Consider the following 12,429-nt stretch of genomic DNA (forward strand, 5'->3'; position numbering starts at 1 on the left):
GGCCTCCGGACGCTTGAGCGGAACGAAGGCGTGGCAGCGAAGCCTCGCCCAGCGGACCGCATCAAAGCATAGCACCGCAAAGACGCTATCATGCTGATCTGACCTCGATGAACAGCAGAAAACGGCAGCCAAGATGGCAAAAGAAGAGCAGACAGGAGCGGGACGCAAGCAGGCAAAGCCACGTGCTATCGCAGCGTCGGCTTTGCGCGACGGCGACGTGTCGGCGGCGCAGAAAGGCGGCGCTGGTTCGAGCGATGCGATCGGAGCTACCGTTAGCAGCGCCGGCGCCGTTGGCGCCGACGAAGACAGTGCCGGCGCCTCGACCTATCTCGTGCCGGGTCTGGAGCGCGGGCTGCGCATCCTCTCCGAATTCAGCGCGCGCGAGCCGGTGCTCGGCGCGCCGGAATTGTCGAAGCGCATCGGCATTCCGCGCACCACTACCTTCCGTTTATTGCAGACGCTCGAAGCGCTCGGCTTTCTTGAGCGCGTCAATGGCGACCGTTACTTCCGCCTGAGCGTCGCCGTGCTGCGGCTTGGTTTCGAATATCTGAATTCGCTCGAATTGACCGACGTCGGCACGCCGATTCTCGAACGCCTGCGCGATGCCACGGGCCTCAGTTCGCATCTGCTGATTCGCGACCAGCGCGACGTGGTATTCGTCGGCAAAGCGCAAACTCATGAGCCGATGTTCAGCTCGGTGAAGGTGCACGTCGGCACGCGCTTGCCGGCGCATGCAACTGTGCATGGCCAGGTGCTGATGGGCGATCTTACTTTCGACGAGTTGCGTCAGTTGTATCCCGAGCCGCAACTGGAGCGTTTCACCGAACGCACGCCCGCCACCGTCGAAGAACTGTACGGAAGAGTGCGCGAAAGTGCGGCGCTCGGCTATGCATTGAGCGAGGCATCGTTCGAGCGGGGGATTTCCGTGGTAAGCGCGCCGGTGCGCGACCAGAGCGGCAAGATCGCCGCCGCGTTGACCGTTACGATTCCGCGCTCGGACCTGGGTGAGACGGAGGAGCGCGAGCCGCTCATCGCCGCCGTTTGTCAGGCAGCGCTCGATTTGTCCGAGCGGCTCGGCCATCGTCCCCGCGCGGACGAACCGACCGTGTTGCAGGCTCGCCGCAAACCGGTCGCGGCGAGCTAGTCCCGATCTTCGGATCAGAAAGAGTGGTGGATGCCGGTCAGGATGATCGTCTGGTTCCGGCCACTCGATACGCCTGCCGTGAAGAACGCGGCGTCGGTATTGGACCCCGCGCGCTCGTAAAGAGCGTTCACGTACAACTGCGTCGATTTCGACAACGCATAAATATCGCCGATTTCGAACTGCGTCCAGCGGTGGCCGGCGAGCGTCGTAGTCGCGGCGCCGCCAGCCACGGTGTTGAACGGCGTGAACTGATAGTTCGCGCCGACGTCGTAGCTCTGATAGGTGTCGGAATGTCCGGCCGATTCCAGTTTTACGCGCGTGTACAAGCCATGCACGAGCAGCTTGCCGAACTGGTATGACGCGCCTGCGCCCATGTTCTGAACCTTGTCAGCACTGTAGCTGGCCGCCGCTACCCCCTGAAAGTTCGTAATGCCCGTAGTCACGATCGACGGTGTGCGATTGTGCTCGTTCGCATACGTTGCGCCGGCCTTGAACGGACCGTTCGTATAGCTAAGCGCGAAGCTCAGCGTCTTGCCGGTCGAGAAATTCGTCGTGTTGCCAAGGCCCATCATCGCGCCGGCTGAAAAGCCGTTGAAACTCGCGGATCGGAACTTCACCGAGTTGTCAAACGGCACGACACCGGTGTCCGCGAGTTCGTCGATATTGCCAGGGTGGAATGCGTACCAACTGGCGGCGAGATAAGCCGTGCTCAGCGGCCCGAGCACGTCGAAGCTGAACGGCGTCTGATGGCCGAAGGTCAACGTGCCGATCTTGTCCGAGCTCAGGCCGACAAACGCCTGCCGATTGAACAGCGTCCCCGACTTGGCGAACGCCCCGGTGTTCGTATAGAAGCCGTTCTCCAACTGAAAGATTGTTTTCAGACCGCCACCGAGATCTTCCACGCCCCTCAGGCCCCAACGGTCCGGCTGCATGTTGCCCTGTTCCTGGATCCACTTCGAATGGCCACCCGCATTGCTGATGTATGCGATACCGGCATCCAGGCTGCCGTATAGCGTCACGCTGCTCTGTGCCCATGCGCCTGTCGTTGCGCAGACTGCCGTCAAGCCGGCTGCAATGATGTGCTTCACCGTTGGTTCTCCTGATCACACGACGGATCGCTCGCGCGGATTCCGGCGTCCCTGATCCTTTGCTTGGGTTGTGATGCAGCTTTGGGTTCACGCGCCAAAACTGCTACGCTTTATGTTCCACCTGTGGGCGTTTGTATCGCCTATGGAAAGTATAGTGACTTCGAAAGTGATCAAAATAAATTTTCGGTGTCCGTAGAAACCCGCAGAAGGGCTTCGCCTACTGATCGCACAAAGCGCGGAAAGCCTCGCCCCACAGCCTCCGGCGTGCAACCCGAGCGGTCGTTGCCCTTGTCGCAGTGATGTGTTGTGAACGCCACACCTAGTGTTTTCCCCTAACGCTTCAGTTTTTTATTTTTCCCCGCCAAAGTCGATCCTATAATTGTCCATACACGAACTAACGTTCCTTATATGGAACGTATGGCTTCAGGAGAAGGCGAGAAATGACTGAACAATGGCGCTGCGCCGGCCATGCCGGCGACCTGTCCGAAGATGCGCCGCTCGAGTTCAAGCTCGACGGCACGGAGATCGGCATCTACAAGGTGGGCGATGCGCTGTACGCGCTGGAAAACGTCTGCCCTCATGCGTACGCGTTGCTGACGCAGGGTTTTGTCGACGGCGACACCGTCGAATGCCCGTTGCACGAAGCCGTGTTCCATATCCCGACGGGCAAGTGCCTGAAAGAGCCTGGTGGCCGCGACCTGAAGATGTACTCGGTGCGCCTCGCCGGCGAAGAAATCCAGATCAAGGTGGAATGACATGCGAGAGGTAGCCGTGAACTTCAATCCCTTCCTGAAGCCGTGGCTTGCGCCGCAGCCGAACAACGTCGCCGGCAAGGGCGTGATCGAGAAGCCGGGCGAGACAGAGAACTTCATCTGGCAAACGCGCAAGGCGGAGCCGACGCAGTACGAAAACGACTTCGGCGATGCGCTCGAAAAAGTCTTCGAAGCCGGCGCGGTGGAGTTGCAAGAGGTCGTCGACGGTTTGAACGGCATTGGCTTTCGCACGCCGGAAGGCAACGCATGGAGCGCCGATCGCCTCGCCGCCGAATTCCGCCTGCTCGCCGAATAAGCGCGCTTTTCCGAACACGTTTCCTCGCATCCGCATCCGGAGTCTCTTTATGACGTCCCCTGCTACAACTCAACACGCGGCCGATCCGATCCAGTCGTATCTGAACCGCGGTCTGCGCAACTACTGGTATCCCGTCGCGCCCAGCTGGCAAGTCGGCGATGCGCCGGTCGGCATTACACGCCTTGGCGATCAGATCGTGCTGTGGCGCGACAAGGCAGGCAAAGTGAACGCGCTCGAAGACCGCTGCCCGCATCGCGGCGCGCGTCTGTCGCTCGGCTGGAATCTCGGCGGCAGCGTCGCGTGCTGGTATCACGGCATTGAAATCAACGGCGGCGGCACGGTCACCAAGGTCCCGGCCGTCCCGGCATGTCCGCTGGAAGGCCAGAAGTGCGTGAAGTCGTACCCGGTTGAAGAGCACGCGGGCGCGATTTTTCTATGGTTCGGCGACGACGCGCATAAAGAGCCTGCGCCGCTCAAGCTGCCGGAAGAACTGGTCGGCGACGAATACGCGAGCTTCCTCTGCATGTCGAACTGGAAGTGCAATTACCAGTACGCGATCGACAACGTGATGGACCCGATGCACGGCGCGTATCTGCATGCAACGTCGCATTCGATGGCCGAAGGCGACAAGCAGGCCGACATGCGCGTGCGCAAAACCGAAACGGGCTTGATGTTCGAAAAGGTCGGCCAGCGCGACGTGAACTTCGACTGGGTCGAACTCGGCGAAACGGGTTGCCTGTGGATGCGCCTCGCGATTCCGTACAAGAAGAAGTTCGGCCCGGGAGGCAACTTCGGGATCATCGGCTTCGCCGTTCCCGTCGACGAAAACAACTGCCAGGTTTACTTCTGGCGTACCCGCAAGGTGCAAGGCTGGCAGCGCGACGCATGGCGCTTCATGTATCGCAATCGCCTCGAAGGCCTGCACTGGGCCGTGCTGGAGCAAGACCGCTATGTGCTCGAAAGCATGGCGCCGAATGCGCGCGAACACGAGTTCCTCTATCAGCACGATGTGGGTATGACGCGTGTGCGTCGCATGTTGCGTCAACGGGCGCAGCAGGACTTCGCTGCGCTCGAGGCGCATCGCGCCGAAGCCGCGCAATCGGCTCAGGCCGGCACCGCGCAAACCGAAGCAGCAGGTCATAGCCATGCATAACGACGCGCCCGCAGCGCTCAACGACCGGCGCGTCCTGGTGACGGGCGGCGCGCGCGGTCTCGGCGCGGCGTTTGTGCGCGCACTCGTTCAAGCCGGCGCTCGGGTCGTATTCGGCGACGTGTTGCACGACGAAGGACGCGCGCTCGCTGCGTCGCTCGCCGGGCAGGGTCATGCGGCGTTCTACCTGCCGCTCGATCTCGCCGATCCCGAGAGCGTCAAGCAGTTTGCGGAACAAGGCGCGACGCAACTCGGTGGTCTGGACGCGCTGATCAACAACGCGGCCATCACGAACTCCGGCGGCAAGTTTGCCGACGAGCTAACCGTCGATACCTGGGATGCCGTAATGAATGTGAACGTGCGCGGCACCTGGTTGATGAGCACCGCCGCGCTGCCTTATCTGCGCGACTCGGGCTGCGGCAGCATCGTGAACATCGCGTCCGATACGGCGATGTGGGGCGCGCCGAAGCTCCTCGCATATGTGGCAAGCAAGGGTGCAGTGATTTCGATGACGCGCTCACTCGCGCGCGAATTCGGCGCGCATCACGTGACGGTTAACGCAGTTGCGCCGGGCCTTACAGAAGTGGAGGCGACCGCGTACGTGCCCGCCGAGCGTCACGAGTATTACCTGCAAGGCCGCGCTTTGACGCGCGCGCAAGTGCCCGACGACGTCACCGGGCCGGTGCTGTTCCTGTTGTCCGATGCCGCGCGCTTCGTGACCGGCCAGTTGCTGCCGGTGAACGGCGGCTTCGTGATGAATTGATCTTGTCCAATCGAAAGGAGAAAGAGATGGCGGACGCCGATATCGAACGCAAATCGTGGGACCAACCCGCGGACGCGAGCTTCGCGCAGTGGCTGGACAGCCGCGTCGCGCGCCTGGAAACGCGCCGCTACGACTGGGACGCGCTGAAGTTCCAGGCCGACTACGACCCGAAGTATCGCCGCGCGCAAATGCGTTATGTCGGCACGGGCGGCACGGGCGTCGCGAAAGACATGAACACGGTGCCCGCAGGCGGCTTCACGTTTTCGACGATGGTGATTCCAGCCGGCAACATCGGCCCCAGCCATATTCATATGGATGTCGAAGAAATCTTCTTCGTGCTGCGCGGCAAGATGAAAGTGATCTGCGAGAAAGACGGCGAAACGTGGGAAGCGGTGCTCGGCGAGCGCGATCTGATCTCGGTGCCGCCAGGCGTGTATCGCACGGAAATCAACATTGGCGAAGAAGACGCGCTGATGTGCGTGATGCTCGGCTCGCCGAAGCCGATTACGCCGACGTATCCGCCGGATTCGCCGCTCGCGAAGCTCAAGCGTTAAGCCGTCTCTGTACAAACACCCGCGAAGGAAATCATGTCCGCAGTCCCGTCCGCCGCCGTCGATGCAAACGCCACGCTGGAAGCACGTCTTGCGCGCTTTCCAGCGCAGCAAATCGCGCTGGCATCGCAACGGGTGCTGGGCTTTCGCGAAGCGGGCAGCGCCCGCGAAAACGGCGCGTTGCCGCTCGTCTTGCTACACGGTATCGGTTCGGGCGCGGCTTCGTGGGTGCAGCAGTTCGAGGCACTGGGCGTGAACCGCCGCGTGCTCGCGTGGGACGCGCCCGGTTATGGCATGTCCACGCCGGTAGTACCGCAGTCGCCCGTTGCCGCCGATTACACAAGCGTGCTAACCGAATGGCTCGGCGCACTCGGCATCGAACGTTGCGTGCTCGTCGGCCATTCGCTTGGCGCGATCATCGCCGGTGGGTTTGCTGCGATGCATCCGCAGAGCGTGGCGGACCTGTTGTTGTTGTCGCCGGCCGGCGGTTACGGCGCGGCTTCCGCCGACGTCCGCGAGACGAAGCGCGATCAACGCCTTGCAATGTTGAACGAACTCGGCCCGCAAGGCCTCGCCGACAAACGCAGCGCCAACATGCTGTCCGCGCACGCAGGCGACGAAGCGCGCGCATGGGTGCGCTGGAACATGGCGCGCGTGATACCGCACGGCTACGCGCAGGCCACGCATCTGCTCGCCAACGCCGATCTCGCCGCCGACCTCGCCCGCTTCAAAGGCCGCATCAACATCGCGGTGGGCGCCGACGACACCATTACGACTCCCGCAGCTTGTGAGCGACTCGCGCTCGCCGCGGGCACCCAATTGCAAGTCGTGCCACACGCGGGGCACGCCGGCTATATCGAAGCACCCACCGCGTACACCGCGATCATCGACACGTTCTGCCGCGCAAGCGCCGGACAACGGAGCCAATGAATGACGCCCGACACCCTCAACGAGCGCGACGCGGACGACGACCGCGGCGACAGCAATAGCGACCCTGGCTACCGCGTGCCAGGACTGGAACGCGGCTTGAAGATTCTCACCGAGTTTTCGCCACGTGAGCCGGTTCTCGGCGCACCGGAGTTGTCGCGCCGCCTGAAGATTCCGCGCACGACGGTCTTCCGTCTTTTGCAAACGCTTGAATCGCTCGGCTTTCTCGAACGCGCTGACAAGGACCGCAACTATCGACTCGGCGTCGCGGTGCTGCGCCTCGGTTTCGAATATCTGAGCTCGCTCGAGTTGACCGATCTCGGCTTGCCGATCATCGAAGCGTTGCGCGACGAGACGGGCCTCACCACGCACATCGTGATTCGCGATGGACGCGATGTCGTGTTCGTCGCCAAGGCTCAGAGTCACGCGCCGATTTTCAGCTCGGTCAAGGTCAACGTCGGGACTCGCTTGCCCGCATATGCGACGACGCACGGCCAGGTGCTGATGGGCGACATGACGCTCGACGACCTGAAGAAGCTCTATCCCGAGCCGGAACTCGAGCGTTTCACGAAACAGACGCCAGCCACCGTCGACGATTTATACGAGCGGATTCGCGACGACGCACTGCGCGGTTTCGCGATCAGCGAGTCGTCGTTCGAGCGCGGTATTTCGGTTGTTAGCGCGCCCGTGCGCAACGACACCGGGCGCATCGTCGCGGTAATCACGACGACCATTCCGCGTCAGGAGATCGACGCGTCGCTGCTGGACAGCGGCCTCGTCGAGAAAGTGCGCCGCGCGGCCGACGAACTCTCGCAGCGGCTCAATTACCGGCCGGGCAATGGTTCGAATGCGGGCAGCAAATACATGAAGGCATTGGGACTCAAATGATTCGAATCGATCTGAACGGACAGGTGGCGGTGGTGACGGGCGGTTCGTCCGGCATCGGCCTCGCGACCGCCGAACTGTTTCTGCGAGCCGGCGCGTCGGTTGCTATTTGCGGCCGCGATACGGAGCGTCTTGCGCAAGGCGAGGCCGCGTTGAACGCGCAGTTTCCCGGCGCTCAACTGCTCGCGCGCCGCTGCGATGTGCTCGACGCGGAAGACGTCAACGCGTTCGCGCAAGCGGTGCAAGCGCGTTTCGGCCGCACTGACATGCTGATCAACAACGCGGGTCAGGGCCGTGTGTCGAGCTTCGCCGATACCAGCGACGAAGCGTGGCGCGAAGAACTGGACCTCAAATACTTCAGCGTGATTCGCCCGACTCGTGCGTTTCTGCCGATGCTGCGCGATACAGCGGGCGCCGGTAATAACGCCGCGGTGGTCTGCGTAAATTCGCTGCTCGCGCTGCAACCTGAGCCCCATATGGTGGCGACCTCGTCTGCACGCGCGGGCGTGCAGAACCTGATCAAGTCGCTCGCGGTGGAACTCGCGCCGCAGCGTGTTCGCGTCAATTCGATTCTGATCGGCATCGTCGAATCGGGGCAGTGGCGCCGCCGTTTTGCGAAAGAAGCGCAGCCGGGCCAGAGCTGGGAAGACTGGACCGCGGAACTGGCGCGCAAGAAAACCATTCCGCTGGGCCGCTTCGGCAAACCCGAAGAAGCCGCTCAAGCGCTCTTTTATCTGGCTACGACGCTGTCGTCCTATACGACGGGCAGTCACATCGATGTTTCTGGAGGCGTTGCACGACATGTCTAACACAACCACCGTTGGCGAGCTAATCGCCGCCTTTCTCGAGCAATGCGGCGTGAAAACCGCATTCGGCGTGATCTCGATCCACAACATGCCGATCCTCGACGCGATCCATAACCGCGGCAAGATCCGCTATGTCGGTGCGCGCGGCGAAGCTGGCGCCGTGAACATGGCCGACGGTCTTGCGCGCGTCTCCGGTGGTCTCGGCGTGGCCTTCACCAGCACGGGCACCGCGGCGGGCAACGCAGCAGGTGCGATGGTCGAAGCGCTGACCGCAGGCACCGCGCTACTGCACGTGACCGGTCAGATCGAAACCGAATACCTCGACAAGGATCTCGCGTACATTCACGAAGCGCCGGACCAGTTGTCGATGCTCCAGTCGATTTCGAAGGCCGCGTATCGCGTGCGTTCCGTCGAAACCGCACTGCCGACGATCCGCGAAGCCGTGCGCGTCGCACAAACCGCACCGAGCGGTCCGGTGAGCGTCGAGATTCCGATCGACATTCAAGCTGCCGAAATCGAATGGCCCGCCGATCTCGCCGCGCCGCATATCACAACGCTCACGCATTGCAGCCAGCGCGTCGCACAATTGGCGGAGCAACTCGCGAAGGCAAAGCGCCCGCTGTTGTGGCTCGGCGGCGGCGCGCGTCATGCGACGCAAGCAGTGGAGCGCCTGGTCGCGCTCGGCTTCGGCGTCGTGACGAGCGTGCAGGGCCGCGGCGTATTGCCGGAAGATCATCCCGCGACCTTGGGCGCGTTCAATGTGCACCCGGCCGTGGAAAGTTTCTACAAGACCTGCGACGCATTGGTCGTTGTCGGATCGCGTCTGCGTGGCAATGAGACGCTGAAGTACAAGCTCGCGTTGCCGCAGCCGCTCTATCGCATCGACGCAGACGCGCTCGCCGACAACCGCGGCTATCGCAACGAGATGTTCGTGCACGGCGATGCATCGGCGGTGCTCGAAGCACTCGCGACGCTGCTAGAAGGTCGCGTGAAGGTCGATCCTTCGTTCGCGCAAGATCTGGCCGCCGCACGCGAAAGCGCCGTCGCCGATGTGGGCAAGGGCCTCGGTCCCTACAAGCGTCTCGTCGACGCCCTGCAAGCGGCAGTGGGCCGCGACTACAACTGGGTGCGCGACGTCACGATCTCGAACAGCACGTGGGGCAATCGCATGCTGAAAATCTTCTCGCCGCGCGCGGGCGTGCATGCACTCGGCGGCGGCATCGGGCAGGGCATGCAGATGGGGATTGGCGCGGCGCTCGCGGGCAGCGCGGCGAAAACCGTGTGCCTCGTCGGCGACGGCGGTTTGATGGTCAACGTCGGCGAACTCGCAACGGCTGTGCAGGAAAACGCCAACGTGATGATCTTGCTGATGAACGACCAATGCTATGGCGTGATCCGCAACATTCAGGACGCGCAATACGGCGGCCGCCGCTGCTATGTCGATCTGCATCAGCCGGATTTTGCGCAGTTCTGCGAAAGCCTGAAGCTCACGCACTACCGCATCAAATCGCTCGATCAAGCCGACGCGATCATTCGCGAAGGCATGGCGAAGGCGGGCCCGGTGCTGGTCGAAGTGGACATGCTGTCGGTCGGCTCGTTCGCCACTGCGTTCGCCGGGCCGCCGGTCAAGGAAGAGGAGCCGGAACATGCTTGACGCGGGCTACGCGGGGCATCACGCGCCCGTCGATGTCGCGATGATCGGCTTCGGCGCGATCGGCCAGGCGGTGTACCGCTCGGTCGCCGCCGATCCGGCGGTGCGCGTGTCGCACGTGATCGTGCCGGAGCGTCATATGGCTTCGGTGCGTGAAGTGGTCGGCTCGACGGTGGACGTGGTGGCTTCGGTGTCCGCATTGAGCAGCCGGCCGCATTTCGCTTTGGAATGCGCGGGACACAGCGCGCTTGTCGACCACGTGGTGCCGCTATTGAAGGCCGGCACGGATTGCGCGGTGGCGTCCATCGGTGCGTTGTCCGATGTGATGTTGCTCGACGCGTTGTCCGCCGCAGCCGATGAAGGCGACGCGACGTTGACGTTGCTCTCGGGCGCGATCGGCGGCGTGGATGCATTGGCCGCAGCGAAACTCGGCGGTCTCGACGAAGTGCTGTACACGGGCCGCAAGCCGCCAACGGGTTGGCTCGGCACGCCCGCGGAGCAGATCTGCGATCTGAATGCGCTGAAAGAAGAGAAGGTGATCTTCGAGGGCAGCGCGCGCGAAGCGGCGCGGCTTTATCCGAAGAACGCCAACGTTGCCGCGACCATTGCTTTAGCTGGGCTCGGACTCGACCACACGACCGTTCGACTGATCGCCGATCCCAATGTCACGCGCAATGTGCATCGCATTCTCGCGCGTGGCGCGTTCGGCGAGATGTCGCTCGAAATGTGCGGCAAGCCGCTGCCCGACAACCCCAAGACGTCCGCATTGACCGCGTACAGCGCGATTCGTGCGCTACGCAATCGCGCGGCCCGCTGCGTGATTTAGTGATTTGGGGCGATTCACGCCAATAGCTGAAGCAAACCGGAATGACCGACATGACTCACTTCGATACCAGCCTCGTTCCCACCGGCGATATTTTTATCGGCGGCGAATGGCGGCAAGGGCGTGGCAACCCGTACAAAAGCCTGTATCCGGCGGATCAGTCGGTCAACATGGAAATCTCGACGGCTAGTGCCGACGATGCCCGCGAAGCCGTGGAAGCCGCCGACATCGCGTGGCGGCGCGCAGATTGGTCAGGTTTAAAGCCGCATCAACGCGCGTTGATTTTGTATCGCATCGCCGATCTGATCATGGCGCGTCACGAAGCGCTCGCGCAATTGCAGCGTCGCGACAATGGCAAGCCGATTGGCGAAACGCGCGTGCTGGTGGCGAGCGCCGCGAACACGTTCCGCTATTTTGCGGCCTGTCTTGAAACGCTCGACGAAGAGGTCACGCCCTCGCGTGGCGACTATCTGACGATGAGCGTGTATGAGCCGATCGGCGTGATCGCTGCGATCACACCGTGGAATTCGCCGATTGCGTCTGATGCGCAGAAGCTCGCGCCGGCACTCGCGGGCGGTAACGCGGTGGTGTTGAAGCCTGCTGAAGTGACGCCCCTGGTGTCGCTGGCGTTGGCTCGCATCTGCGAGGAAGCCGGCGTGCCGAAGGGCGTGATCAGCGTGTTGCCGGGCAAGGGCTCGGTGATTGGCGACGTGCTCGTGCGCCATCCGCTCGTGAAGAAAGTGTCGTTCACTGGCGGCACCGAAGTGGGCCGCGGAATTGCGCGTATCGCCGCGGACAAGCTGATGCCTGTGTCGCTCGAACTCGGCGGCAAATCGCCGACTATCGTTTTCGACGACGCCGATCTCGATCATGCGGTCAACGGCGTGCTGTACGGCATCTTCAGTTCGTCGGGCGAGGCATGCATTGCGGGCTCGCGGCTTTTCGTGCAGCGCTCAGTCTACGACGCGTTCATGAAGCGTCTCGTCGAAGGCGCACGCAAGCTGCGCGTCGGCGATCCTTCGCGTGTGGAAACGCAGATGGGTCCGCTGATTACGCAAGCGCATCGCGAAACGGTCGAGCGTTATGTCGCGCTCGGCCTCGAAGAAGGCGGACGTCTGCTGTGTGGCGGCGAACGCCCGGTTGGCGACGGCCGTGAACAAGGCACCTATTTTCAGCCGACGATTCTCGACGGGCTCAGCAACAACGCTCGCATCTGCCAGGAAGAAATCTTCGGGCCGGTCCTGGTGGCGATGCCGTTCGACGACGAGGCATCGCTGCTGAAAGAAGCGAACAACAGCGTGTTCGGACTCGCCGCCGGCATCTGGACCCGCGACTACAAGCGCGCTTACCGGATCGCCCGCGCGCTCGAAGCCGGCACCATCTGGATCAACACCTACAAGCTGTTCTCGATCTCGACGCCGTTCAGCGGCTGGAAAGAGAGCGGCATGGGACGCGAGAAAGGCCGGCTCGGCATCCGCGAATACATGCAACAGAAGAGCCTCTACTGGGGCTTGAACGACGCGCCGCTGGCGTGGGCGAGTTAATACGCAAAACATACGCAAGATATACGCAA

At 62.6% G+C, this 12,429-nt stretch carries 13 protein-coding genes; 12 read left to right on the forward strand and 1 reads right to left on the reverse strand.

The features are described 5' to 3' along the window. Positions 1-133: 133 nt before the first annotated feature. Positions 134-1,144 (forward strand): IclR family transcriptional regulator, encoded by a 1,011-nt coding sequence (locus F759_RS0117970; protein WP_027801107.1) that lies wholly within the window; start codon positions 134-136, stop codon positions 1,142-1,144. 14 nt (positions 1,145-1,158) lie between these two features. Here F759_RS0117970 and F759_RS0117975 read toward each other — a convergent pair whose 3' ends face one another. Beyond that, on the reverse strand, positions 1,159-2,232 hold the full coding sequence (locus F759_RS0117975; RefSeq protein WP_027801108.1) for a porin: 1,074 nt from the start codon (positions 2,230-2,232) through the stop codon (positions 1,159-1,161). A gap of 440 nt (positions 2,233-2,672) precedes the next feature. Between F759_RS0117975 and F759_RS0117980 the strand changes: the two genes are divergently transcribed. From F759_RS0117980 to F759_RS0118030, 11 genes are read left to right on the forward strand one after another with little or no spacing between them, the layout of a single operon-like run. Then, positions 2,673-2,987, forward strand: coding sequence for a non-heme iron oxygenase ferredoxin subunit (locus tag F759_RS0117980; RefSeq protein WP_020068683.1), 315 nt, complete (start codon positions 2,673-2,675; stop codon positions 2,985-2,987). 1 nt (position 2,988) lies between these two features. Further along, a complete protein-coding gene (locus F759_RS0117985) occupies positions 2,989-3,300 on the forward strand; it encodes a recombinase-like helix-turn-helix domain-containing protein (RefSeq protein WP_020068684.1) in 312 nt (103 codons plus the stop codon). Positions 3,301-3,349: 49 nt separating this feature from the next. Next, the gene (locus F759_RS0117990; protein WP_027801109.1) at positions 3,350-4,453 is read left to right on the forward strand and encodes an aromatic ring-hydroxylating dioxygenase subunit alpha; all 1,104 of its coding nucleotides are present in this window, start codon (positions 3,350-3,352) and stop codon (positions 4,451-4,453) included. Further along, entirely contained in the window at positions 4,446-5,213 is a 768-nt protein-coding gene (locus F759_RS0117995; protein ID WP_027801110.1) for an SDR family oxidoreductase, read from the forward strand. The genes F759_RS0117990 and F759_RS0117995 overlap by 8 nt, the downstream gene beginning before the upstream one ends. A 26-nt stretch (positions 5,214-5,239) precedes the next feature. Beyond that, positions 5,240-5,767, forward strand: a complete 528-nt coding sequence (locus tag F759_RS0118000; RefSeq protein ID WP_027801111.1) for a cupin domain-containing protein — start codon at positions 5,240-5,242, stop codon at positions 5,765-5,767. Between the two features lie 33 nt (positions 5,768-5,800). Continuing rightward, on the forward strand, positions 5,801-6,694 hold the full coding sequence (locus tag F759_RS0118005) for an alpha/beta fold hydrolase (RefSeq protein ID WP_027801112.1): 894 nt from the start codon (positions 5,801-5,803) through the stop codon (positions 6,692-6,694). Then, positions 6,695-7,579: an IclR family transcriptional regulator gene (locus tag F759_RS0118010; RefSeq protein WP_027801113.1), complete on the forward strand. Its 885-nt coding sequence runs from the start codon at positions 6,695-6,697 to the stop codon at positions 7,577-7,579. It begins immediately after the preceding gene. Next, complete coding sequence (locus F759_RS0118015) at positions 7,576-8,385, forward strand: SDR family oxidoreductase (RefSeq protein ID WP_027801114.1); 810 nt, start codon at positions 7,576-7,578, stop codon at positions 8,383-8,385. Before F759_RS0118010 ends, F759_RS0118015 begins: the two co-directional genes overlap by 4 nt. Beyond that, a complete protein-coding gene (locus tag F759_RS0118020) occupies positions 8,378-10,036 on the forward strand; it encodes a thiamine pyrophosphate-binding protein (protein WP_027801115.1) in 1,659 nt (552 codons plus the stop codon). The genes F759_RS0118015 and F759_RS0118020 overlap by 8 nt, the downstream gene beginning before the upstream one ends. Then, on the forward strand, positions 10,029-10,859 hold the full coding sequence (locus F759_RS0118025; protein WP_027801116.1) for an aspartate dehydrogenase: 831 nt from the start codon (positions 10,029-10,031) through the stop codon (positions 10,857-10,859). The genes F759_RS0118020 and F759_RS0118025 overlap by 8 nt, the downstream gene beginning before the upstream one ends. 50 nt (positions 10,860-10,909) lie before the next feature. Continuing rightward, entirely contained in the window at positions 10,910-12,400 is a 1,491-nt protein-coding gene (locus F759_RS0118030; RefSeq protein ID WP_027801117.1) for an aldehyde dehydrogenase, read from the forward strand. Positions 12,401-12,429 lie beyond the last annotated feature (29 nt).

The sequence above is a fragment of the Paraburkholderia dilworthii genome (assembly GCF_000472525.1).
In the GTDB taxonomy this organism is placed as follows: Bacteria; Pseudomonadota; Gammaproteobacteria; order Burkholderiales; family Burkholderiaceae; genus Paraburkholderia; species Paraburkholderia dilworthii.